This is a genomic window from Flavobacterium cellulosilyticum, assembly GCF_004349355.1.
Classification (GTDB): domain Bacteria; phylum Bacteroidota; class Bacteroidia; order Flavobacteriales; family Flavobacteriaceae; genus Flavobacterium; species Flavobacterium cellulosilyticum.
On the sequence record NZ_SMFK01000008.1, the window covers coordinates 16,564 to 41,624 of the forward strand.

General features: G+C 32.0%; 19 protein-coding genes. 6 read left to right on the top strand and 13 right to left on the bottom strand.

The features are described 5' to 3' along the window. Window positions 1-91: 91 nt before the first annotated feature. From E0F76_RS12395 to pyrR, 6 genes are all read right to left on the bottom strand, one after another. Window positions 92-1,348: a nucleoside permease gene (locus tag E0F76_RS12395; protein WP_132006390.1), complete on the bottom strand. Its 1,257-nt coding sequence runs from the start codon at window positions 1,346-1,348 to the stop codon at window positions 92-94. Window positions 1,349-1,743: 395 nt separating this feature from the next. Next, the gene (gene pdxH / locus E0F76_RS12400; protein ID WP_132006402.1) at window positions 1,744-2,388 is read right to left on the bottom strand and encodes a pyridoxamine 5'-phosphate oxidase; all 645 of its coding nucleotides are present in this window, start codon (window positions 2,386-2,388) and stop codon (window positions 1,744-1,746) included. Between the two features lie 74 nt (window positions 2,389-2,462). After that, window positions 2,463-3,368: a ribonuclease Z gene (locus E0F76_RS12405; RefSeq protein ID WP_132006405.1), complete on the bottom strand. Its 906-nt coding sequence runs from the start codon at window positions 3,366-3,368 to the stop codon at window positions 2,463-2,465. Window positions 3,369-3,467: 99 nt separating this feature from the next. After that, window positions 3,468-3,800, bottom strand: a complete 333-nt coding sequence (locus E0F76_RS12410; RefSeq protein WP_132006408.1) for a ribonuclease Z — start codon at window positions 3,798-3,800, stop codon at window positions 3,468-3,470. A gap of 71 nt (window positions 3,801-3,871) precedes the next feature. Then, entirely contained in the window at window positions 3,872-4,798 is a 927-nt protein-coding gene (locus E0F76_RS12415) for an aspartate carbamoyltransferase catalytic subunit (RefSeq protein ID WP_132006411.1), read from the bottom strand. 6 nt (window positions 4,799-4,804) lie between these two features. Further along, window positions 4,805-5,344 carry a bifunctional pyr operon transcriptional regulator/uracil phosphoribosyltransferase PyrR gene (gene pyrR, locus E0F76_RS12420; RefSeq protein WP_132006414.1) on the bottom strand — a complete coding sequence of 180 codons (540 nt, stop codon included), beginning with the start codon at window positions 5,342-5,344 and terminating at the stop codon, window positions 4,805-4,807. Window positions 5,345-5,627: 283 nt separating this feature from the next. On the opposite strand from pyrR, the gene E0F76_RS19345 reads away from it, so the two are divergent. Continuing rightward, the gene (locus E0F76_RS19345; RefSeq protein ID WP_165932697.1) at window positions 5,628-5,801 is read left to right on the top strand and encodes a hypothetical protein; all 174 of its coding nucleotides are present in this window, start codon (window positions 5,628-5,630) and stop codon (window positions 5,799-5,801) included. Window positions 5,802-5,879: 78 nt separating this feature from the next. On the opposite strand, the gene E0F76_RS12425 is transcribed toward E0F76_RS19345, so the two are convergent. Both E0F76_RS12425 and nagB read right to left on the bottom strand, forming a co-directional pair. Continuing rightward, window positions 5,880-7,496, bottom strand: coding sequence for an ABC-F family ATP-binding cassette domain-containing protein (locus E0F76_RS12425; protein WP_132006417.1), 1,617 nt, complete (start codon window positions 7,494-7,496; stop codon window positions 5,880-5,882). A gap of 119 nt (window positions 7,497-7,615) precedes the next feature. Next, a complete protein-coding gene (nagB, locus tag E0F76_RS12430; RefSeq protein ID WP_132006420.1) occupies window positions 7,616-9,550 on the bottom strand; it encodes a glucosamine-6-phosphate deaminase in 1,935 nt (644 codons plus the stop codon). A gap of 550 nt (window positions 9,551-10,100) precedes the next feature. On the opposite strand from nagB, the gene E0F76_RS12435 reads away from it, so the two are divergent. Further along, complete coding sequence (locus tag E0F76_RS12435; RefSeq protein WP_132006424.1) at window positions 10,101-11,537, top strand: MFS transporter; 1,437 nt, start codon at window positions 10,101-10,103, stop codon at window positions 11,535-11,537. A gap of 68 nt (window positions 11,538-11,605) precedes the next feature. Here E0F76_RS12435 and E0F76_RS12440 read toward each other — a convergent pair whose 3' ends face one another. Beyond that, window positions 11,606-11,770, bottom strand: a complete 165-nt coding sequence (locus tag E0F76_RS12440; RefSeq protein ID WP_132006427.1) for a hypothetical protein — start codon at window positions 11,768-11,770, stop codon at window positions 11,606-11,608. Window positions 11,771-11,961: 191 nt separating this feature from the next. Between E0F76_RS12440 and fumC the strand changes: the two genes are divergently transcribed. Further along, window positions 11,962-13,359: a class II fumarate hydratase gene (fumC, locus tag E0F76_RS12445; RefSeq protein ID WP_132006430.1), complete on the top strand. Its 1,398-nt coding sequence runs from the start codon at window positions 11,962-11,964 to the stop codon at window positions 13,357-13,359. 82 nt (window positions 13,360-13,441) lie between these two features. Here the strand turns inward: fumC and E0F76_RS12450 are convergent, their stop codons facing one another. The 4 genes from E0F76_RS12450 to dnaK all read right to left on the bottom strand — a co-directional run bounded on the left by E0F76_RS12450 (window position 13,442) and on the right by dnaK (window position 20,122). Further along, window positions 13,442-14,626, bottom strand: coding sequence for an acetate/propionate family kinase (locus E0F76_RS12450; RefSeq protein WP_132006434.1), 1,185 nt, complete (start codon window positions 14,624-14,626; stop codon window positions 13,442-13,444). A 42-nt stretch (window positions 14,627-14,668) separates the two neighbouring features. After that, window positions 14,669-16,762: a phosphate acetyltransferase gene (gene pta, locus E0F76_RS12455; RefSeq protein ID WP_132006437.1), complete on the bottom strand. Its 2,094-nt coding sequence runs from the start codon at window positions 16,760-16,762 to the stop codon at window positions 14,669-14,671. 45 nt (window positions 16,763-16,807) lie between these two features. Continuing rightward, entirely contained in the window at window positions 16,808-17,878 is a 1,071-nt protein-coding gene (gene corA / locus E0F76_RS12460) for a magnesium/cobalt transporter CorA (RefSeq protein ID WP_132006440.1), read from the bottom strand. A 357-nt stretch (window positions 17,879-18,235) separates the two neighbouring features. Next, window positions 18,236-20,122: a molecular chaperone DnaK gene (gene dnaK / locus E0F76_RS12465; RefSeq protein ID WP_132006442.1), complete on the bottom strand. Its 1,887-nt coding sequence runs from the start codon at window positions 20,120-20,122 to the stop codon at window positions 18,236-18,238. A 754-nt stretch (window positions 20,123-20,876) separates the two neighbouring features. On the opposite strand from dnaK, the gene E0F76_RS12470 reads away from it, so the two are divergent. From E0F76_RS12470 to E0F76_RS12480, 3 genes are all read left to right on the top strand, one after another. Beyond that, window positions 20,877-22,067 carry a DUF4998 domain-containing protein gene (locus E0F76_RS12470; RefSeq protein WP_132006446.1) on the top strand — a complete coding sequence of 397 codons (1,191 nt, stop codon included), beginning with the start codon at window positions 20,877-20,879 and terminating at the stop codon, window positions 22,065-22,067. Window positions 22,068-22,637: 570 nt separating this feature from the next. After that, the gene (locus tag E0F76_RS12475) at window positions 22,638-23,327 is read left to right on the top strand and encodes a DUF2461 domain-containing protein (RefSeq protein ID WP_132006449.1); all 690 of its coding nucleotides are present in this window, start codon (window positions 22,638-22,640) and stop codon (window positions 23,325-23,327) included. A gap of 377 nt (window positions 23,328-23,704) precedes the next feature. After that, complete coding sequence (locus E0F76_RS12480) at window positions 23,705-25,054, top strand: DUF5723 family protein (protein ID WP_246022053.1); 1,350 nt, start codon at window positions 23,705-23,707, stop codon at window positions 25,052-25,054. Window positions 25,055-25,061: the final 7 nt, after the last annotated feature.

Genomic DNA, 25,061 nt, shown 5'->3' on the forward strand with positions numbered 1-25,061 from the left:
CTTGTAATATTCCTATCAACATCCTATCTCATATAGGATGTTATGTTGTTGATTCTATTTTTTTTTAAGATATCATTATTTTCTAGATTCCTTAATGGAATACTTTTTCTACTACTTCAGGATTGTGTTTGTGTTTGAATAATACAGCAAATGCAATTGCAATTACTAATGCATAAGATGCAAAACTTAACCAGATATTATGCCAATCGCGTATACCATCATGTGTAAAAAAAGCATCTATAACTTGGCCGCTCACTATACCACCAAAGAAAGCTCCAAAACCATTAGACATCATCATAAATAATCCTTGAGCACTAGAACGAATAGACGAATCGGTTGAAGTTTCTATAAATAGCGAACCTGAAATATTAAAAAAGTCAAACGCCATTCCGTAAACGATACAAGACATAATAATTAAAAAAGTTCCTCCAAAAGAAGGATCGCCATAAGCAAAAAATCCGAAACGCAAAACCCAAGCCAACATCGAAATCAACATTACCTGCTTGATACCAAATCGCTTCAAAAAAAATGGAATTGCTAATATAAATGCTGTTTCAGAAAATTGTGAAATAGACATTATTAAAGTTGATTTTTGGACTACAAAACTATTTGTGTATTCAGGAATGTTCCCAAATTCAGATAGAAACACATCGCCATACATATTTGTTAATTGCAAGGCAGCTCCCAAAAACATGGAAAAAATAAAGAACAAGGCCATTTTATAGGTTCCAAATAATTTAAAAGCCTCTAACCCCAATTTTTTGGCAAAAGAAGCATTTTCATCAATTAGCTTTTGTGGAGGACATTTTGGTAATGTAAAGGAATAAATTCCTAATAAAATAGCAGCAAATGCAGCTATGTAAAACATATTTGCTGATGCTTTATTCCCAGTTAAATTAGTGAGCCACATTGCTGCAATAAAACCAATAGTTCCCCAAACACGAATAGGTGGAAAAACTTTAATTACATCGCAATCATTATTCTTTAAAATAGTATAAGCCACAGAATTTGACAATGAAATCGTAGGCATATAACATAGCATGGCTGCAAAAATCACCCAATAAAAAGTAATGGAATCATTAACTTGCGGTATATAACAAAGTGCTAAACCGCCAAGAATATGTAAAACCCCATATAATTTTTCAGCATTGATCCATTTATCAGCTATTATACCCGTTAATGCAGGCATTATTATAGAAGAAAGTCCCAATGTTGAAAATATGGCTCCAAATTCAGAACCACTCCATTGTTTTGTTGCAAACCAATAATTCCCAACAGTAATTAACCAAGCTCCCCAAACAAAAAACTGAAAGAAACTCATCAAAGTTAACCTATTTTTAATATTCATATGATTGGCAATTATTTTTTACTTTCTAATGGTAAATCTACTACTAATTTGAGCCAATCAAAATAAAATTAAAAATTCTTTTGCATAAAAAAAACCGCATTGGGGGATACGGTTTTTCTAACTAATTAACTAACTAAAATCTCAATTATGAATCCTTATATAGTAGGTTAAGGTTTAAAGTAGATTGTGGGGCAAACTTTTTAAATTATTTTTAATTGAGATTCTTGTTTCTAATTCTATGGTGTAAATATACATGTATTACCGATTAAATACCAAATAAAAGAGATGAAATGCACAATAAATAATTTTAATTATGTAAAATTCCTACTTTTTTATTAAAATACATTGCTATTTTAAATTAAATAAAATTAAAAATAGTAATGCATTTAAAAGTTTTAAGGAGCCAATCTATCAATCTTCCAAGAATAATCTTCCTGAATTTGATAACGGATTCTATCATGCAGTCTGTTAGGTCTTCCTTGCCAGAATTCAACTTCAACAGGGCGAACTAAATAACCACCCCAATGTTGTGGCCGAGGAATTTCTTTGCCTTCTAACTCTTTTTCCAATTGTTTCAGCCCTTCTTCTAAAATACTCCTAGATGGAATGACTTCACTTTGGTTAGAAACGATAGCTCCCAACTTACTTCCAGTTGGTCTGGAATCAAAATAACCATCTGAAATATTTTCAGAAGTTTTTTCAGCAATTCCTTTTATAATTACTTGGCGTTCTAGCGAATGCCAAAAAAATGAAAGACAAATATTTGGATTTTTGGTAATAGCCCTACCCTTTTCTGAATTGTAATTGGTATAAAAAATAAATCCTTCGTAAGTGAATTTTTTTAATAACAAAATACGTGATTTTGGAAATCCATCCAATCCAAAGGTGGAAACTGTCATCGCATTAACTTCGTCAACACCTCCATAATCTTCCACTTCATGAAACCATTTATTAAATAAATTAATGGGATCTTCGGGAATATTAGATTCTAGAAGTTCACTTTTCTCATACGATTTTCTATAATTGCCTACGTCTTTCACTTGGATTAAATTTATTAAATGTAAAATTACTCTGTTTTTATAGAAAAAACACTTCTAAAAACATCTATTTCAGTTTAAAACTCAAATGATTTTCCATCATCAGCCAAAAGTATGTTTGGAAAAATCGTTTCTGCTTGTTCCTTAAAGATTTCGATATTTTCATATCGCGTAGAATAATGCCCCAAAATCAATTGTTTTACATTGGCTTTCAAAGCAATTTTAGCTGCTTCTTTAGCGGTAGAATGCATAGTTTTTCCTGCCAAGGCTTCTTCTGAATCTAAAAAAGTAGACTCATGATACAAAACATTCACCTCATTTATAATTGGAATAATACTCTCGTCATACATTGTATCGGAACAAAACGCATAACTCATTGGCGGAACTGGGTCAAATGTCAATTTATGATTTTCTATACACCTACCATCATCTAAGGTGATGTCTTTTCCGTTCTTTATATTTTGATAATAACACTTTTCAATTTCATAGCTTTGAACAGCATCTAAATTTAATTTTCGTTCTTTTATTTTTTCCTGAAATAAAAAACCATTAGTGTAAACTCTATGTTTTAAAGGGATTGTTTTAACAATTACTTTATCGTCTTCAAAAATTATTTCACTTTCTTTAGATTCTAATTCGTAAAAAAACAAGCCGTAATTAGGCCATGAATTTGAATATTTCAATTGCAATTTAATAATTTCTTTAATTCCTTTGGGTCCATAAATATGCAAGTCAGCAGTCCTGTTGAGCAACATAAACGTGGAAACCAAACCCACCAAACCAAAAAAGTGGTCGCCGTGTAAATGGGAAATAAAAATACGATTGATTTTCGAAAATTTAATTTTGTTTTTACGCAATTGCACCTGAGTTCCCTCTCCACAATCTATTAAAAACAGTCTATTTCTTATTTCTAAAACCTGAGAAGTAGGATTGGTATACGTTCTAGGTGTGGCAGCATAGCAGCCGAGGATGGTTAGATTCAATGTAAATTGGTTAACGGGTTAAGGGTTATATGGTTAATCGTGGATTAAAAAGGTGGACTTCATTCGAATAAACAGTTAAACGAATAAACAATTAACCTTTTAAAATCCCAAATCACGCTCAATTTCTTCCATCTCAATAACATCATGGGCTTCTTGCATCGATCTAACAACAGCCAACTTATGAGAAACAGCATTAAAATCAAGTTCTGAAGTTACTATGACAAATGATTTTTTTGCTTTTTTGTGCGTTTTTGAAAGCGGCAAAAAACTTTCCATTTCATTTATCGAAAGTATTTTATGCGGCCTAAGATCAATAACAATATTATCCTTACTAAATGTTTTATATTCATGTGTCAGCTTTAACCGAAATGCAACCAAATCACCTTGCGTATCTTTTATGATAACAGTATGTCCTTTTTGTTCTACTCTCATAATGGAATAATTTAGTGTTTTGCTAATTTACAAAGAATATATTAGTTCCTCTAAATCATAAGATGTAAAATTTACTGAATTTTAGATGCCAATAAATAAATTACCGCCATTCTAATGGCCACACCATTTTCAACTTGATTCAAAATCACTGATTGTTTCGAATCGGCAACATCAGATGTAATCTCCACACCACGATTTATTGGACCAGGATGCATGATTACAATTTCTTTATTCAAGGAATCGAGTAACGTTTTATCTAGTCCATATTGTTGTGCGTATTCCCGAGTTGATGGAAAAAAGTTAACATCCATTCGTTCATTTTGAACCCGAAGCATATTAGCTACATCACACCATTCTAAGGCTTTACGTAAGTTAGACTCTACTTTTACTCCAAGTGATTCAATATGCCTTGGAATTAGGGTTTTGGGTCCGCAAACTTTAACTTCTGCACCTTGCATTTGCAAAGCATAGATGTTGGATAATGCCACTCGAGAATGTAAAACATCCCCAACAATTACCACTTTTTTGCCTGCTACTTCTCCTAATTTTTCTCTAATTGAATAACTATCCAATAAAGCTTGTGTAGGGTGTTCGTGAGCTCCATCACCTGCATTAACGATGCTTGCCTTTACATTTTGCGATAAAAAATGTGCTGCTCCAGGATTGGAATGTCGCATGACTACCATATCTACTTTCATCGAAAGAATATTATTTACGGTATCAATTAGTGTTTCCCCTTTTTTTACCGACGATTGTGCTGCTGAAAAACTAATTACATCAGCCGAAAGTCTTTTTTGGGCTAATTCAAAAGATAGCTTGGTTCTGGTGCTGTTTTCGAAAAATATATTTGCAATAGTAATGTCTCGAAGCGAAGGAACTTTCTTAATAGGACGGTTAATTACTTCTTTAAAATGATCGGCTGTTTCAAAAATAAGGTCAATATCTTTCTTGTTGATATATTTTATCCCTAATAAATGATTTACACTTAACTCGCTCATTTTATTTTATTTATTAATTAAATAAACGGCATCTTCACCGTCTTGTTCTGTCCAACACACTTTTACTCTTTCGTCATTGATTGCATCTACTTGACGGCCACGAAAATCGGGCTGAATAGGTAAATGACGACTAAAACGACGGTCAATTAAAACTAATAATTCGATTTCTGAAGGTCTCCCAAAGGATTGAATAGCAGTCAGCGCCGATCGAATACTTCGGCCTGTATACAAAACGTCATCTATAAAAACGACTTTTTTATCTTCGACAATAAAATCTATTTGGGTTTTATTAGCCTCCAACGGCTTTTCTGTTCTACGGAAATCATCTCTAAAGAAGGTGATGTCCAAATAGCCTAAAGCAATTTTAGAAATTTTATATTCGTTTTCCAACAAATCTTTTAATCGTTCTGCTAGAAATGTACCTCGCGGTTGAATTCCTACCAAAATGGTATTTGAAAAATCAAGATGTTTTTCGATTAACTGACAGGCCAAACGATGCAGAATGATATTGACTTCTTTTGAAGTAAGCAATACTTTTTGACTCATAGTGAAGTGTTGTTTGGGATACAAATATAGGAATTATGAGTTAGGAATTATATAATTTGAGTTGCGAATTTATCAAATAAATTAAATTCTGTAGAATTACACCACTTTTTACACTTTTAATAAATTCGAGCAGACGCAACTATGATTTATATTATTTCAAATACACTAAATTATATAACTTATTCTATAAATTATGTAACACCATTTCTTACTTATTCGATAATTTTATTTTAATTAATAAGAGTAACAAATAGTATTTATCAACAAAATAAAAACAATAAAAATGCAAGACAAAATAACAAGAATACTAATTTTACTACTACTATTGATATCAGTAACAAGCTGCTCATTAGTTGAAGGCATATTCAAAGCAGGAATGGGTGTAGGGATTTTTATTGTAGTTATTATATTGGCAGTTTTTGCTTTTATAATAAGTAAAATAGTTGGAAAGAAATAAATTAAATTACACAAAAAAGCCAGCTTTTATTTCTACAGCTGGCTTCGTAATTTACTAATATAATTCTAATTGTTGAATTTAAGAATACATCTTGGTTCTTAATTCCTGAACACTTTCGTTGTCAAGATATTCATCAAAAGTCATGTAACGGTCAATCGCTCCATTTGGTGTTAATTCGACCACTCGATTTCCAACAGTTTGAGCAAACTCATGATCGTGAGTGGTAAATATAACCGATCCTTTATAATTTTTTAATGAATTATTAAATGCTGTAATCGACTCTAAATCTAAGTGATTAGTAGGTTCGTCCAGCATTAATACATTAGCTCTTTCCATCATCATTCGAGATAACATACAACGTACTTTTTCTCCTCCAGATAATACGCGGCACGTTTTCAATGCTTCTTCTCCTGAGAAAATCATTTTCCCCAAGAAACTACGAATGTTAACTTCATCACGTTCTTCTTCGGTTTTTACCCATTGACGCAACCAATCTACTAAAGAATAATCACTTTCGAAAAAGGAATGATTATCACCTGGTAAATACGCTTGATTTGTTGTCACTCCCCAATCATAAGTACCTGAATTTGCCGTTTGATTTCCGTTAAGGATTTCGTAGAAAGCAGTTGTTGCACGAGAGTCTTTAGAAAATAAAACAATTTTATCTCCCTTAGCCATATTCAAATCAACTCCTTTAAATAAAACCTCTCCATCAACAGAAGCGCTTAAATCTTGAACGTTCAAAATCTGATCACCTGCTTCACGTTCTTGATCAAAAATAATCGCTGGATAACGACGGCTAGAAGGTCTAATTTCTGAAATATTCAATTTAGAAATCATTTTTTTACGTGAAGTAGCTTGTTTTGATTTGGCCACATTCGCAGAAAAACGACGAATAAATTCTTCTAATTCTTGTTTCTTTTCTTCTGCTTTTTTATTTTGTTGTGCGCGTTGTTTTGCCGCTAATTGACTGGATTCATACCAAAAAGTATAGTTTCCGGAATAGTGGTTTATTTTATTGAAATCAATATCTGAGATATGTGTACAAACGGCGTCTAAAAAGTGACGGTCGTGAGAAACAACAATAACTGTATTTTCATAATTAGCTAAGAAATTCTCTAACCAAGCAATAGTTTCAAAATCCAGGTCATTGGTAGGCTCATCCATAATTAGCAAATCAGGATTTCCAAACAGCGCTTGTGCTAATAGCACACGAACTTTTATCTTTCCTTCTAAGTCACCCATCAAAGTATAATGATTATCTTCGGTAATTCCAAGATTTGAAAGCATGGAAGCCGCATCAGAATCGGCGTTCCAACCGTTCATTTCTTCAAATTGCACTTGTAACTCCCCTATTCTATCTGCATTTTCATCATTATAATCCAAATACAAAGCATCCATTTCGGTTTTCACTTTGTACAAAACTTTATTTCCCATCAACACAGTTTCGAGAACGGTATGCGCATCGAACATGTTGTGATTTTGATTTAATACTGACATTCTTTTTCCTGGCTCTAAATGCACGTTTCCTGCTGTAGGATCCATTTCGCCAGCAATTATTTTAAGAAAAGTAGATTTTCCAGCACCGTTGGCTCCAATAACGCCATAAATATTACCGTTTGTAAAAACTGTATTTACTTCGTCGAACAAAATTCTTTTGCCAAATTGAACTGATAAATTATTGATTGATAACATAAATTTTTATTGTAATTTTTTTTGCAAAAGTACAAAAAAATAATAGTTTTTGAACCATAAAACAAACATGATTTCCAATAGTATTGGAATACTACTTTTGGTTTTTTATTTTGTCTTAATCAATACTGAAATCGTTTAAAAGCTTCAATAGCTTCATATTCAGCAAGTCCTAAATCATCATATAATTTTGAGGTATGCTTGTTGCGTTCTTCAGCTCTTAACCAAAATTCTCTAGTGTCATTACCTTGAAAAACAACTCTATCTTTTTGAGATTGATGGTGTAAAATAGCATGTCTTTTTAACATAACTTCGTCAGGACTGAGGGGAACTGCCATATCAATTTCATGAACATCCCATTCATGCCAAGCTCCTCTGTACAACCACAACCAACAATCTTTCATATAAGCCTCCGATTTCAATTTTTTCAAAGCTGTAAAAATAGCGTTGAGACAAACTTCGTGAGTCCCGTGTGGATCAGCCAAATCACCTGCTGCAAAAACTTGATGTGGTTTTATTTTTGCAATAATATCAGCTACAATATTAATATCTTCCACACCAATTGGTTTTTTATTTATCTGTCCCGTTTCATAAAAAGGCATATCTAAGAAATGAATATTTTCATCATTCAACCCAATGTGCCTTACAGCAGCGTAGGATTCACGACGTCTAATCAAACCTTTTAATTTTCGAACTTCTAAGGAGTCTATTTGATTCTCCGATTTGTTTTTCAAAAAATCTATAATTGATTTGAAATTAACTTTATACCCTTCATCAGCTACAAAATCATTACACACTTCGGCAAATTTAATCGCTTCATCATCTGTGACAGCTATGTTGCCTGAAGTTTGATAGACTACATGGACCTCGTGCCCTTGTTTTATTAATTTAGAAAAAGTTCCTCCCATTGAAATCACATCATCATCTGGATGTGGACTAAAAATTAGTACATTTTTTTTTGCAGGATTGGCTCTTTCGGGCCTATTGGTATCATCTGTATTGGGCTTTCCACCTGGCCAACCTGTTATGGTATGTTGCAAGACATTGAACATATTGATATTTAAATCATAAGATGAGCTGCCAGAAGCTAATAAATCGGACATTCCATTATTATTATAATCCCTATCAGTTAATTTTAAAATTGCCTTATTTGTTTTTTGGCAAAGCCAAACAATTGCTTTGTTCTTCAATTCAGGAGTCCAAATACAATCCTTTACCAACCATGGTGTTTTATTTCGTGTTAATTCTGAAGCTGCAGCTTGGTCTAAAACAAAAGTGGTATTGATATGGTTTTGTAAAAATGTGGCAGGAACTTCAGAGCTGATGTCTCCTTGAATAGTAGTTTTTACAATATCGGCTTTGTTTTTTCCCCAAGCCATCAAAACAATTCTTTTTGATTTTAGAATAGTCGAAACTCCCATTGTAATCGCTCTTTTAGGAACATTCCCAATTGAATTGAAATCAGAAGAAGCATCGACTCTAGTTATGTGATCTAAAGTAATAATGCGTGTTCCTGAATTGACATGTGAACCTGGTTCATTGAAGCCTACATGACCCGTTCTGCCTATTCCTAACAATTGAAAATCAAGTCCACCGGAGTTTTTAATTTTCTTTTCATAATCAACACAGTACCGATTTAAATCCTCAAAAGGAATATTTCCATCAGGAATATTTATATTTTCTGGCTTTATATCAATATGATTGAAAAGATGCTGGTGCATAAAATAGAAATAACTTAGATTGTTTTCCTTTCTCATAGGATAATATTCATCCAAATTGAACGTAATTACATTAGCAAAACTTAGCCCTTCTTCCTTATGCAAACGTACTAGTTCTTCGTAAACTTTTATGGGAGAAGAACCCGTAGCCAAACCAAGAATACATGGTTTGTTTTTTTCTTGTTTTGATCTGATTAATAGTGCTATTTCCTTTGCGACAATTTTTGAAGCTATTGTCGAATTTTGAAAAATTTCATTATGAATTTTTTCAAACCTAGTTTCTTCAAATTTTCCTGGGCTTTTATAGCTAATATCTTCATTTATTTTTTTAGGATTCATTTCAAAAATATTTTATCTTTAGTTAGATAAAGATATACTTTTTTGTTTTTGATATCTCAATTTTTAAAATTAAAACACTTAGAAAAACTCAAATTTAACTATTAATTGATGGTATTGTAACAGAGTAATTTTATAGTAAAATATAAATCCACAATTTTAATTAAGTCGACTGCCAGAAAACAGAAGCAGTAAATCAGTATATAAAAAAAATCTAAATTTCTAGTAGAAACCTGAAAGTTTTATAATTTAAGCTATTTTTTTTGGCTCTAAAACCTTTATGTAATTCGCAGTTTGATGAACCAATTTAATGACATACAAATCCACCAAGAAAATCATTAACTAGAATCCTATGGGTGTGTTTTTTTTTGTTGATACTCCAAAAACAAATAATTCTCAAATTATTAGTTATACTAACAAAAAAATACACTTTCCGTTTATTATATCGTTTTCGTTTGGTTTATTATATAATTAGTGTCTGATTTATTTTGTATGTACAAAAATACATATACATTTATAAAAAATTAATCTTAAATTCTGAATTATTAAAACTATGAACGCTGAAAATTCAAAAACCAATTGGGGACAATTCATTCCCTTAGTTACCGTCTTCTTTTTCTGGGGATTTGTTGCCGCCAGCAACGATATTTTAATCCCTGTTTTCAAAAAAGCATTTGATTTAACACAAGGTCAAAGTCAATTTGTATCCATTGCATTTTATATTTCCTATACCGTTGGATCGTTACTTTATATGGGAGTTTCTTTATTGATAGGAAAAGATTTAGTTAATAAAATTGGCTATAAAAATGGTTTGGCTTTAGGACTAATAATTTCAGCGCTTGGAACTTTATTATTTTATCCAGCGGCAAACACAGGATCATATACCTTAATGTTAGCAGGTTTATTTACGGTTGGTTTGGGCTTTTCATTGCAACAAACAGTAGCAAATCCATTAGCGATAGCATTAGGTCCAATAAAAACAGGTTCACAACGATTGACATTGGCTGGCGGAATCAATAATTTTGGAACTACAATAGGGCCACTAATTGTAAGTTTTGCCATTTTTGGAGCAGCTGCTTCAGGAAGCACAGATATGAGTATCGAAAGTGTAAAAATCCCTTATTTAATATTAGGTTTAGCTTTCTTACTTGTAGCTGTATTACTGAAATTTTCATCATTACCGGAACATCCCGAAACAATTGAAGAATCCGTAGAAGATTCCAATTCTGCCAAAAAATCAGCATTGCAGTATCCTCAATTGGTCATGGGAATGATTGCCATTTTCCTTTATGTTGGTGTAGAGGTTTCAACTGCGAGCAATTTACCCGCTTATATGGAAACAAAATTAGGATTTGCCATTGGTGATATTGCACCTTATATTTCTTTATATTGGGCAAGTTTAATGATTGGTCGTTGGACAGGAGCAGTTGAAGCTTTTACAGATAATATGAATACGCAAAAGATATTACGTTTCTTGGCTCCCTATTTGGCGTTTGGCGTTTTCTTACTCGTAAATGCAATCGCAAAACACGACTTAACTCCATTTTATATCTATGGATTAATTATACTAGTCTTAATTGCTGCAGATATGGCCAGTAAAGGCAATCCTGCCAGAATGTTATTAATATTTGCTTTATTAGGAATTGTTGCTTTGTTTACTGGAATGGCAACATCTGGAATGATAAGCGTTTATGCATTTACGAGCGTTGGTTTATTTTGTAGTACCCTTTGGCCATGTATTTTCACTTTAGCCGTAAGTGGTTTAGGAAAACATACTAGTCAAGGGAGTAGTTTCTTGATTATGATGATAATGGGTGGTGGAATTGTAAGCTGGACACAAGGTTATGTATCCGATACTATCGGTATCCAAAACAGCTACATCATTGGGGTCATCTGTTTTGCTTATTTGGCATTTTATGCATGGAAAGTAAGTGGAATTCTAAGAAGTCAAGGTATCGATTTTGATAAAAAAATCAGCGGTGGACATTAATCTATCGTTTTTTTAAGCATAAAAAAAAGGATTCGTTTACACGAATCCTTTTTTATTTAGAGGATCATTTATAATGATTCTTTCTTCTTTGCTCTTTTTTCCTTGTAAGCTTCCCAAGTTGCTCCACCTACCCAATAGGATACGAAACCAACTAAAAAAAACATTAACCAAAATCCTATCGTAAGGACGGTTAAGAAAAGTAAAAAGCCTAAATACTGTTGAAATTCAAACATGTTTTCCGGAATTTTTGAATGTAGGCACAAATGTATGTTTTATATTTTTTCTTAGCAATAATTTGTTAATAATATTTTTTTAAAACTCGAGTTATTTGTAAATTTAGGAACATTTTCGAAGTAATTCCTATAACTTTCTTTACTGAACAGGAATTAAAGTAAATGTCAACACTCTAAAAATTAACGTCAAAATGAAATACAGAACCGAAAAAGACACCATGGGAGAAGTGCTCGTTCCTGCTGAACGGTATTGGGGCGCTCAAACAGAACGTTCCAGAAACAATTTCAAAATTGGCCCTTCCGCTTCAATGCCAAAGGAAATTATTGAAGGTTTTGCTTATTTAAAAAAAGCCGCAGCCTACACCAATTGCGAGTTAGGTGATTTAGCAATAGGCAAACGAGATGCTATTGCAGCTGTTTGTGATGAAATCCTCGCCGGAAAACTGGCAGATGAATTTCCGTTAGTAATTTGGCAAACAGGTTCCGGTACTCAAAGCAACATGAATGTGAATGAAGTAATTGCCAATCGCGCCCAAGTATTAAATGGTTTTGAAATTGGAATAGGCGAACAATTCATCAAAGCCAATGATGATGTTAACAAATCACAATCATCAAATGATACATTTCCTACAGCAATGCACATTGCAGCTTATAAATGTGTTGCCGAATTAACAATTCCAGCAATCGAAAAATTAAGAGATACTCTGCATGGGAAAGCGATCGAGTTTAAATCAGTTGTGAAAATTGGAAGAACACATTTAATGGATGCTACTCCGTTGACATTGGGACAAGAAATTTCAGGATATGCTGCACAATTAAATTATGGATTGAAAGCTTTAAAAAACACCTTGGCACACTTATCAGAAATCGCTTTGGGCGGAACTGCCGTTGGAACCGGCTTGAATACTCCTGTTGGTTACGATAAGAAGGTAGCCGAATATATTGCAAATTTCACAGGACAACCATTTGCAACTGCTCCAAACAAATTTGAAGCTTTGGCGGCTCATGATGCCATTGTGGAAGCACATGGTTCATTAAAGCAATTGGCGGTTTCCCTAAATAAAATTGCCAATGATATTCGAATGTTAGCGTCTGGTCCACGTTCTGGAATTGGAGAAATACGCATTCCAGAAAACGAACCAGGTTCCTCTATTATGCCTGGAAAAGTAAACCCAACTCAATGTGAAGCTTTAACAATGGTTTGCGCACAAGTAATGGGAAATGATGTAGCCATTACTGTTGGAGGAATGCAAGGCCAATATGAATTAAACGTTTTTAAACCTTTAATGGCGGCTAATTTCTTGCAGTCAGCAAGATTATTAGGTGATGCTTGTCTATCTTTTGAAGAACATTGTGCAAGCGGAATCGAACCAAATTACAAACGTATTGAGGAGTTAGTGAATAATTCTTTGATGCTGGTTACTGCTTTGAACACTAAAATTGGTTATTATAAATCTGCCGAAATTGCTCAAACTGCACACAAAAACGGTACGACTTTAAGGGAAGAAGCTATTCGATTAGGATATGTCACCGCCGAAGATTTTGATGCTTGGGTAAAACCTGAGGATATGGTAGGAAATTTAGAGTAAATACGTGTTTTGAATCAAAAAATAAAGCTTGTATTTTGCAATTACAAGCTTTATTAAATATTTTATAAATTCAAAAACAACCCTAATTCATAAGTAATTCATACACTTGGTGAGCGATTTCTAACTCTTCATTCGTTGGAATAACCAATATCTTAGTTTTTGAATTTGGAGTATTAATTTCACGGATTTCTTTTGAACGAATTTCATTTTTAGTATGGTCTAATTCCAATCCGAAATAATCCATATCTTCACAAACTAATTTTCTCATATTTGAAGAGTTCTCTCCAATACCTGCTGTAAAAATAATTGCATCCAAACCATTCATTGCAGCCGAGTACGAACCTATAAATTTCTTAATTCGGTACGCATTCATAGCTAAAGCCAATTGGCATTCGGCATTTCCATTTGCGGCATTAGCTTCAATTTCTCTCAAATCACTAAAACCAGTAAGTCCAAGCATGCCACTTTGTTTTTGCAACATTGTGTTTACGGCATCAATAGAATATCCTAATGTTTTTACTAAATAAAATATCACTGATTGATCGACATCTCCACTTCGTGTACCCATGATCAATCCATTCATTGGTGCGAAACCAAGAGAAGTATCAATGCTTTTTCCATTCTTTACTGCAGTCATACTACAACCGTTGCCCAAATGAATAGTAATAATATTGGAATTATTATCTAAATAATTAATTGCTTTTTCTGAAACATACTTATGACTAGTTCCATGAAAACCATAAACGCGAATTTTATTTTCTGTTAATAAATAATTAGGCAATGCATATTTATGAGCTACAACTGGAATAGTTTGGTGAAAAGCAGTGTCAAAAACTGCCACTTGTTTAGCAGAATTAAATATTTCTTCGGCAACTACAATACCCTCATAATTAGCAGGATTATGTAAAGGTGCCAAATCAAACAATTGTTTTATTTTATCTTTTACTTCTTTATCGATAATCGTAGTATCCGAAAAATTACTTCCACCATGAACTATACGATGACCTACAGCTGAAATTTCTTGAGTACTTTTAATAACACCAACGTTTTCATCCATTAATAATTTAGCAATTTTTTCTAAACCAATTTTATGATTGGCTATAGGTAATATTTCTTCAATTTTATTAGAACTAGTTTCATACGTTAAATTTGAAGCCTCTAAACCTATTCTGTCAATCATTCCCGAACAAATGACTTTCTGTGCTGGCATTTCGATTAATTGGTATTTTATAGATGAACTTCCTGAGTTTATAATTACTATTTTCATTATTCTATTTTATTTACAACTTTAAACCATTAAACTTTTATTTTAGAAACCTTGTGCTTGAATCGCCGTTATCACAACTGTATTGATAATATCATCAACTGTACATCCACGACTTAAATCATTTACGGGTTTGTTCAATCCTTGTAACATTGGACCTATTGCCAAAGCACCTGTTTCTCTTTGTACAGCTTTGTAGGTATTATTTCCAGTATTTAAGTCAGGGAAAATTAAAACACTGGCGCGACCAGCAACTTCTGAATTAGGCATTTTACTTTGCCCAACTGCCAAATCAACTGCTGCATCGTACTGAATAGGTCCTTCAATTTTTAAATCAGGCCGTTTTGCTTTTACGATTTCGGTTGCTTTACGCACTTTATCTACTTCATCTCCTTTTCCAGAGGAACCAGAAGAATAAGATAACATTGCTATTTTGGGTTCTATTCCGAAAGCCAAACTAGATTCTGCAGATGATATAGCGATTTCTGCCAATTGTTCCGCTGTAGGATTAGGATTGATGGCACAATCGCCAAATATTGAAACTCTATCTTCTAAACACATAAAAAATATGGAAGAAACTACAGAAGATGTTGGTTTTGTTTTAATGAATTGTAATGCTGGTAAAATAGTATGCTGAGTAGTATGGGCAGCACCAGAAACCATTCCGTCAGCATGATCCTTATAGACCATCATTGTTCCATAATAAGAACCGTCTTCCATTAAATCTTTTGCAATTTCTAATGTCATTTTCTTTTCTTTACGCAACTCATAGTAAGTATTTACGTAATCATCATAATATTCCGAATTTCTAGGGTCAATTATAGATACTTTAGTTAAATCTAAGGTAATACCTAATACATTTATTTTATCTTCTATTTGTTTTTGTTTGCCAATAATAGTGATATCAACCACATCCATTTCTAATAATCGAGCAGCAGCAATAATAATCCTATCATCGTTTCCTTCAGGTAATACAATATGTTTTCTGTGCTTTTTAGCACGTTGAACTAAATTATATTGGAACATTTTTGGAGTCATGCCTTCTGCTTGAAACTTGATCAATTTATCAGCCAAATTATCCAAATCAACATAATTCTCGAAAGTATTAATTGAAGTTAGAATTTTCTGTTTATTGTCAGCATATATTTTAGGTTTTATATTCCCTATTTTATTAGTAATCATATAGGTACCTCCATCAACTGAAATAATAGGTACAACAGTAGAAAGTCCTTCTATTAATTTCAAAATACTATCTTCTGGCACAATATTACCTGTCAAAACGATTCCAGAAATGGATGGGTAATTAACAGATTCGTTAGCTTGTAAAGCTCCTAAAATAATATCGGCTCTATCACCAGGAGTGATCACCAATCCATTTTCTTTAAGGTTCAATAAATAGTTTCTCAATTGCATTGCTCCTACACTAAAACTACCAATTTGATTGTTTAAAAATGCCGCTCCAAATAACACTTTAGCATCCAAAACATTTATAACGTCTTGAATTGTTGGATAATTTAAACTCGAAATAATTGGAATAGAATTTATCAAAACCGTCTCTGGTAAACTTTTCTTTAATGCTTCAGCTACCAAAATAAGGTTTTCAGGTTGCACTTTGTTAGCAATAACAGCCAAAACTTCGACCTCTTTTGCTTTAAACGAATCATACGCAATATGAAGACTATCTAATAATTCATCTAAAGTTTTCTCAACGCCAGAACCAACGATGATACATGGAATTCCAAGATTTTTAGCGATTAAAACGTTCATATCAAGTTCTATTACCGTTCCTTCTCCAGTAAAACTAGTGCCTTCGACCAAAACAAAATCGAATCTTTCTTCTAAACGTTTGTATTTTTCTATTATCAAATCGACTACTTCTCCTATTTGCCCTTTATTTTTTTTCTTAATTAGCTTACTTTTTGTAATGGCATAAGCATCGTGAAAATCAATATCTAAACCAAAATGGGTAATTACGGTTTCGATATGATTGTCTATTTTACCATCTTCGATGTCTTCTACAATTGGTCTAAAATAGCCCACTTTGGCTGTTTTGCCAATGAGCATACTCATCAAACCTAAAGTAATAATCGATTTACCACTATACTCTTCGCTAGTAGCTATATATATGGCTTTATTCATCTTATTCTATTTTATATTTATTGTACTTTACTTACTTTTTTTTATTTAAAACCATCGTCGTTTTTTAAAATAATATAACATTCCTAAAGTTATAACTATCATAATTCCAATAACAGTATAATAGCCATTTACATATTCTAATTCTGGCATGTATTTAAAATTCATTCCATAAATTCCTGCAATAAAAGTTAATGGGATGAATGTTGCAGATACAATAGTCAGTGTTTTCATTATTTCATTCATTTTATGACTTTGTGCTGAAAAATAAAAATTTGAAGCGCTTTCTAACGAAATCATATCCGATTCAATTTGTTCTAAAAGCTCTAAGCTTTTTTGGTGTAACCTGGAAAAAAAACTAAAATTCACATTCTCAATCACGTTAAAAACAGTGTCCTCTTTCATACTTTTAATATCGTACAAAGAATCTCGTAGGGGAATAATAGATCGTTTCAAAAAATTAAAATTATCTCTGTGTTTTTCGATTCTTTCCAATATTATTGGATCGGCACTTTTTTTAGTTAAACTTATTAATTCTTCGATTTTGTTTTCTTCATTTTCAATTGTGATGTAAAAATTTTCTATGACAGCATCAAGAAGAACATATAATAAATAATCCGATTTTTTATTTCTTATAACCCCAGAATGTGTCCGAATACGTTCCCGAATATGTGTGAAAAAATCGGAACGTTTTTCCTGAAATGAAATCAACACATTGTCTTTTATCCAAAAACTGATTTGTTCCGTACTAATAGTATCCGAATCTTCTACAGGCAACAATGATTTTATATTAAAAAACAATACATCTTGTTGTTCTACAATTTTAGTCCTTCTGGTTGTATTTAAAATATCTGCAAGTAAAATAGTGTCAATTTCAAAATATTTACTAATAGATTGAAGTAATTCAATATCATTTAATCCGTGAATATTAAGCCAATTTGTTTTATTTAAATCAATACTTTTCTCTAAATCCGAAATTTCGAACTTACCATATTCTGACAAACTCTCATTATCATAAACAAACAACTGCATTTCTGAATCTGTACGCTTATGAATTCCAGTATATTCTAGAGTATTCGGTTGCAATTTTCGTCCTTTCTTATATTTTATTTTTCTCATCCGATTTTTGAAATCTATTACAATTAAATAATTTATTAAACTAAAAATCTAAATATACTACAAAAGTATGTTTTTTTAATAAAATTTTGAACTGATCTAATTATAACACAAATATAAACTCAAACCCTATTTCATTTTATGATATAAATCATTTTCAGGTTAAATAAATATAATACCAATCGAAAATACTTTTTAGATCAATTCTATTTTTGTCAAATCGGTCTTTTTTAAAATTATTATTGGTATAAGTACCTAATTGATTTTACATTTATTAAGTCCAAAAAATGACAAAAAAAAAAAAACCGAGCCATTGCTGACTCGGTTTAATCTTAATACTTAGTACTAAAATCTTAATACTTATTTTACTTCTTCGAATTCAACGTCTTCAACATTGTCTCCTTGAGGTTGCTCAGCTTGTGGTTCAGCACCACCTTGAGCTTGTTCTCCTTGAGCGTACATTGCTTCAGTAGCAGTTTTCCAAGCAGCATTGATATTATCTAATGCAGTTTGAATAGCTGGAATATCTTGAGATTGGTGAGCCATTCTCAATTCAGTCAATGCATACTCTACAGCAACTTTATGATCATCAGCTAATTTAGCTCCAAGTTCTTTCAATTGAGTTTCAGTTTGGAAGATCATTCCGTCTGCTTCGTTCAATTTTTCAGCTCTTGCTCTTAATTCTTTATCAGATTCAGCGTTAGCTTCAGCATCTTGTTTCATTCTTTCGATTTCTTCAGAAGTCAATCCAGAAGAAGCTTCGATACGAATATCATGAGATTTTCCAGTTCCTTTGTCAGTTGCTGAAACTTTGATGATACCATTAGCATCAATATCAAAAGTTACTTCAATTTGTGGAACACCTCTTGGTGCTGGTGGAATACCGTCAAGGTTGAAACGACCAATAGTTTTATTATCAGCAGCCATTGCTCTTGCACCTTGAAGAACGTGTAGTTCAACAGTTGGTTGAGAATCAGCAGCAGTTGAGAAAACTTGTGATTTTTTAGTTGGAATAGTTGTATTAGACTCAATAAGAGTTGTCATAACACCACCCATAGTTTCGATACCTAAAGATAGAGGTGTAACGTCAAGTAACAATACATCTTTTACATCTCCAGAAAGAACTCCACCTTGAATAGCTGCTCCAATTGCAACAACTTCGTCAGGGTTAACTCCTTTAGACGCTTTTTTACCAAAGAATTTTTCAACTTCTTCAACAATTTTAGGCATACGAGTAGAACCTCCAACAAGAATAACTTCATCAATATCCGATGTAGACAAACCTGCATCTTTCAACGCTCTTGCAACTGGTGCCATAGAACGTTTTACTAATGAGTCACATAATTGCTCAAATTTAGCTCTAGTTAATTTTTTTACTAAGTGTTTTGGTCCTGAAGCTGTAGCAGTTACGTATGGTAAGTTGATTTCAGTTTCAGTAGAAGAAGATAATTCAATTTTTGCTTTCTCAGCAGCTTCTTTCAAACGTTGCAAAGACATTGGATCTAAACGTAAATCAATACCTTCTTCAGTTAAAAATTCAGCAGCTAACCAGTCAATAATTTCGTGGTCAAAATCATCTCCACCAAGGTGAGTATCACCATTTGTAGACAATACTTCGAAAACTCCGTCTCCTAATTCAAGAACTGAGATATCAAAAGTACCTCCACCTAAATCGTAAACAGCAATTTTTTGATCTTGTCCTTTTTTATCCAAACCATAAGCCAAAGCAGCAGCAGTAGGTTCGTTGATAATACGCATTACTTTTAGACCTGCGATTTCACCAGCTTCTTTTGTAGCTTGACGTTGTGCATCATTAAAGTAAGCAGGAACAGTAATAACTGCTTCAGTTACTGTTTGACCTAAATAGTCTTCAGCAGTTTTTTTCATTTTTTGAAGCGTCATAGCTGACAATTCTTGAGCAGTATACAAACGACCGTCAATATCCACACGTGGCGTATTGTTGTCCCCTTTTACTACTTTGTAAGAAACTCTTTTTGCTTCAGCCGAAACTTCTGAAAAAGAATGACCCATAAAACGTTTGATAGAAGCAATAGTCTTAGTTGGATTAGTTACTGCTTGTCTCTTAGCAGGATCTCCTACTTTAATTTCTCCACCTTCAACAAAAGCGATGATAGATGGTGTTGTTCTTTTTCCTTCTGCATTAGGAATTACAACAGCTTCGTTACCTTCCATTACAGAAACACAAGAGTTCGTAGTACCTAAATCAATTCCGATTATTTTACCCATTTTTATTTATATTTAATTATATTGAATACTAATTTTAATAACTCGAGTTGCAATAGTCAATCTTTGTGCCAATACAAAAGGGTTCAATAAATTGTCAGTTTATGTTAAAATTGGCGGAAAAAGATATGACAAGATGACATTTTACGTGGACTGTCATTGAGAAAACGAAGTTAATCACGCTGTCAGTTTTAATAATGACAAGGAGATATTCCAGCGATTCACTTTATCTTAATGTTCTTATAGTTTAATACAAAAGATGCCGTTTTCATTTGTAATCAAGCATTCTAGGATTACCAATTTATGAAATCATAATGTTGAAATAGTAACTATTGTCAAGCAAACATTATTGACAAATTGGTATTCTGTGATCCTTCTGATTCACCAAAAATGTAATTTCAAACACATAAAACTTAAAATAACTCATTTTTTTTCTATTATAATTTCACTTCCAAAAAAGGAAATTATTTACACCACCTCGGTTACCACAAATTTATAAACTAAAAATGGCGTTAACCACTATGACCACTATCAACAACTTGCTTTTTAAATTAATTATACAGCCCTTAAAATAGTAAAATATTGAATATAACCACATTACAAATAACAAGTTTTAATCAGTTTACTACAGGATAGCACAGGACACGGTCTTTGTATGTATTGCCTAAATTTAGAAAAATAGATTTTTTTTGTACTAAAAATCTACTTTGCAAAACTACTTAAACCTTAATAAATAATTATATAAAACAAAATTAATATGAAATTCAAGCAAAATTATGTAACAAAATTAATCTTTTTATCACTATTTTTTATCGCATTGTCATGTAGTAGAGACTCTTTATATGAACCAACAAATAATGAGACATTAGCTTTAGGAGAGGTAAAATCACTGGTAATAAAACCTGGAATAAATAGTGCTAAAATAGAAGGAGTAATTGATGATCCAAACGTAACGGAAGTGAAAATTTTTTGGGATAATAAATCAAAATCGATTATGGTGCCTGTAAGTAACAATGGTGATGCAAGCACTTTCACGACACAAATTGATAATCTACAGGAGAAACTTTATATATTTAAATTTCAAACATTAGATAATCAAGGAGAAAGCTCTCGAATTACAAGTGGGGGCGCTAAAGTTTACGGCTCTAATTATCTTGCAAAAACTGTGAACAGAAATATTGTTTCATCACAATTAAAAGATAGTGATTTAAATTTTGTTTTTAATTCATTAATGTTAAATACTGGTATTTTAGGAACTGAAATAATCTATATAAACGCGGAAGGCAAAGAAATAGAAGTTTTTAGTAGCAATAATAAAACGAAAATCAATATCGCAGATTTTAAAAGTGGATCTACTTTAAGATATCGTTCATTATACAAATTTTCTCCTCTAGCTCTTGATACTATTTATACTGAATATAATAACCATAAACCATTTGTTCTAGCTGAATTGCAAAATGCATCAGGACCCTTTTCAAAGGCTGAATATGATGGAAAAAGATGGGGAAATCTAGCAGCACCATGGATCACCAACGATGCTGCTAAAAACCACAATGGTTATGGTGGTTTTAATGGCAAAAACAAATTATTCAATATGGAATCTGGTTGGGGTGCTCCTGCGATAACTAACGGAAAAATATATCAAACTATAGAATTAGATCCAGCTACATATCAATTAAAAGTAACTATAAGTGCTACGAACCTAAAAGATTCAGATGATGGCGGTGGATATATTGTAATTGCCAATGGTAATGGTCTACCAGACGTTGAAAATATTACTACTGCTACCGAAGTTTTAGGGTCTGAAAGAATAATAGGTACCAAGGTATATTACGTTGAATTTACGGTTACACAAACCACTGAAGTATCTCTTGGAGAAGTTTCAACACAGTCTGCTTCTGGACGTTATTGTAATATTAATTCTTGGGAGTTATTACACGTTCAATAAGTTTTTATAGTTAGCGATTATGAGTAATTCTAGTCTAATTATTCTGAAATATAGAAAATCCAAAGGCAGTCCATTTTAATTTTTAAATGGACTGCCTTTTCTGTTTTAACTTATGTATGCATTATATAGGAATGTTGTGACAGTACTAAATCTATAATTCCATTAAATTTATTTTTTATAACAACAAATAACATTATTGATATTTGAAAAAAAAATAAAAACATTATCGAAAATTTGAAATTATATTGATTCCTATTTTAAACTTTTCTATGACAAAACAGAAACTGATGGTGCAATCTTTTTTCTTATTAATCAAATTCACTATATTCACTTAAACAAAAAAAAAGAAAGTTTATTTGTTTTTATAGTTACACTTAAAGTGCTATTGTAAAAAAAATAAGTTGCATTGAAAAATCAATAGTTGATTGCATTCAGATCATTCTACTGGACAACTATATTCAAAAATAAATCTAGAGTCACATTTAACCCTCTTTTAAAAACAGAAGGCTGAAAAGACTTAAATGAATTTCAATCAAAAATCTCTTAACAAAAAACCAGATAGAAACTAAAATGGAAAACACCAAAATACTCCCAAATACTATTACCTTTCTAAAAAACCTCGAAACAAACAACAATAGAGAATGGTTTGCAGAAAACAAGCAAACATATATCGAAGCACAAGCCAACATCATTACCTTTGTTGACGAACTTATACTACTCATGAATACCCACGATGCTATTGAAAACACATCGGGTAAAAAAAGTTTATATCGCATTTATAATGATGTTCGTTTTAGTAAAGATAAATCGCCTTATAAACCTCGATTTGCTTTTAGTTTGCAACGTGCAACTAAGTTAAAAAGAGGCGGATATTATGTAAATATACAACCCGGCAATACTTTTTTGGCCTGCGGTTTTTTCTCCCCTAATCCCGAAGACTTGAAAAGAATCAGAAAAGACATAGAAGTCATTCCTGGAGCATGGCGCAAAATTTTAAATGCAAAGCCAATCATCGCTAATTTTGTGGAATTGGCAGGAAATAAAGTACCTACTTTCCCAAAAGGATTCCCTAAAGACCATGAAGCGATTGATTTAATTCGACACAAACAATTTATTTTGAGACATAATTTTACAGATCAAGATGTAATAGACCCCGAATTTGTTAATAAAACAAATGAAATCTTCAAAACAGTACGCCCCTTTTTTGATCACCTGACTTTAGTACTCACAACTGATTTAAATGGAGAAATCAATGTTTAAAAACTCCTATTGAGCAGAGAGTCCTAAACTGTGTAAAATTATAAGTAATCAATATAATCAAATATTACATCGTCTGTTTGATTACAATCGCTAGTCACCTATTTTTACCTCTAAATAAAATTGAAATAGTATTTGGTCTCGTCTATAATTGTGAAATTTTACTCTTAAATCAAACCTAATACATTCCAAGAATCAGTATTATTAATTTCATTTTTATACTAATTAAAAAATTATTAATTGATGTAGTCAAATACTGTGTTATAAAGAGTACTAAAAAAATACAATACAAAAATAAATTATTTCAAATAGTAATAAAAAAAAATATAAATTTACATCCCAAATAAACTTCAAATAACAACTAACTTAATCTCAACCTTATGAAAAAATTATTTATCTTCTTTGCATTATGTGCTCTAAACATGTCAGCTCAGGACCATTTTTCTGGTATTAAAAACTCCAACAAAGTTGGAATACTCAGTATAAGCACTAACCCTGCTGAACTTTCTAATTTAGGCAACAAATACGATGTGAATTTTTTCTCTTTTAGTATAAGTGCCTCAAACAACAAAATAGGCTTTAAAGATCTAATAAACTCCAACAACAATATCGAAGAACTAATTTTTCAAGGAAACGAACCTGTGAATTTACGTATTGATGCTGAAATATACGGGCCAGGTTTTGCAATGAAACACAACAAATGGGCATTTGGAATAACTACAAAATCCTATATAAAAGGAAACTTAGTAGATCTTGACCCACAGTTGGGTAAAGCAATTATAGACGGAAATACCTCTAATATATTAAACTCAACACTTTTAAAAAGTGATTATAATCAGCGTTTGAATGCTACCACTTGGGGCGAATTAGGTTTCACAGTAGCAAGAAATTTATTTGAAAATGAAAAACATAAATTCAATGGAGGTGCTTCTATTAAATTATTATTCCCTGGTTCTTATGCCAACATTGGAATCGATAAATTCCAAGGAAAACTTGATTACAGATTAAATGGCACTAGCCCAACAGCCTATTTAAGTGGTGTAAACACACAATTAAACATTGCTTATTCAGAAAATTTGGCTAATTCAAAAGATTATACAAAATCATTATTTGGAACTTTAAATGGTATGGCTCTTGATTTTGGAATCAACTACCAATTAAAAGATAAAGACAGTTATAAATTGAATGCAGGAATTGCCATAAAAAACATTGGAGAACTTACTTTTAAAAACAATAATAACTCTTCAACTAACTATACTTTAAACATTCCAACGGGTACTATTACCAGTCCAGGTCTTGATCTAAGTCTATTTCAAAATGTTACAAGTATTAAAGATGCAGAAAACACCTTATTAGGAACACCTTATTTAACTAAAAAACAGTCCGAAACTAATATAAAAGTAAAATTACCTTCTGTTTTTTCTGCTTATGCCGATTTTAAAGTAGTTTCGAAACTCTATGTTTCTATTTTTACACAGCAAAAAATCGGAAACGACAATGAGAATAATCAAATAACATCTCAAAATGTAACTTCAATTACGCCACGTTTTTCATTAAAAAATTTCGAAGTGTTTTCACCTTGGGCAAATAATGAAATTTCTGGAACTACAGGTGGTTTTGGATTACGTATTTATGGACTTTATTTTGGATCAAGTTCGATTATTACTGCATTAACCAGCGATACAAAACAAGCAGATTTCTATATGGGATATCGTTTAGGATTACGCTAAAAAATCA

Bases quoted from the DNA above. Each gene is read 5' to 3' on its own strand.
- E0F76_RS12475 (WP_132006449.1), top strand. From the start codon at position 22,638: ATGGAAAACACCAAAATACTCCCAAATACTATTACCTTTCTAAAAAAC.
- corA (WP_132006440.1), bottom strand. From the start codon at position 17,878: ATGAGAAAAATAAAATATAAGAAAGGACGAAAATTGCAACCGAATACT.
- E0F76_RS12470 (WP_132006446.1), top strand. From the start codon at position 20,877: ATGAAATTCAAGCAAAATTATGTAACAAAATTAATCTTTTTATCACTA.
- E0F76_RS12395 (WP_132006390.1), bottom strand. From the start codon at position 1,348: ATGAATATTAAAAATAGGTTAACTTTGATGAGTTTCTTTCAGTTTTTT.
- E0F76_RS12435 (WP_132006424.1), top strand. From the start codon at position 10,101: ATGAACGCTGAAAATTCAAAAACCAATTGGGGACAATTCATTCCCTTA.
- dnaK (WP_132006442.1), bottom strand. From the start codon at position 20,122: ATGGGTAAAATAATCGGAATTGATTTAGGTACTACGAACTCTTGTGTT.
- E0F76_RS12410 (WP_132006408.1), bottom strand. From the start codon at position 3,800: ATGAGAGTAGAACAAAAAGGACATACTGTTATCATAAAAGATACGCAA.
- fumC (WP_132006430.1), top strand. From the start codon at position 11,962: ATGAAATACAGAACCGAAAAAGACACCATGGGAGAAGTGCTCGTTCCT.
- E0F76_RS12440 (WP_132006427.1), bottom strand. From the start codon at position 11,770: ATGTTTGAATTTCAACAGTATTTAGGCTTTTTACTTTTCTTAACCGTC.
- E0F76_RS12425 (WP_132006417.1), bottom strand. From the start codon at position 7,496: ATGTTATCAATCAATAATTTATCAGTTCAATTTGGCAAAAGAATTTTG.
- E0F76_RS12480 (WP_246022053.1), top strand. From the start codon at position 23,705: ATGAAAAAATTATTTATCTTCTTTGCATTATGTGCTCTAAACATGTCA.
- E0F76_RS12450 (WP_132006434.1), bottom strand. From the start codon at position 14,626: ATGAAAATAGTAATTATAAACTCAGGAAGTTCATCTATAAAATACCAA.
- nagB (WP_132006420.1), bottom strand. From the start codon at position 9,550: ATGAATCCTAAAAAAATAAATGAAGATATTAGCTATAAAAGCCCAGGA.
- E0F76_RS12415 (WP_132006411.1), bottom strand. From the start codon at position 4,798: ATGAGCGAGTTAAGTGTAAATCATTTATTAGGGATAAAATATATCAAC.
- pta (WP_132006437.1), bottom strand. From the start codon at position 16,762: ATGAATAAAGCCATATATATAGCTACTAGCGAAGAGTATAGTGGTAAA.
- E0F76_RS19345 (WP_165932697.1), top strand. From the start codon at position 5,628: ATGCAAGACAAAATAACAAGAATACTAATTTTACTACTACTATTGATA.
- pyrR (WP_132006414.1), bottom strand. From the start codon at position 5,344: ATGAGTCAAAAAGTATTGCTTACTTCAAAAGAAGTCAATATCATTCTG.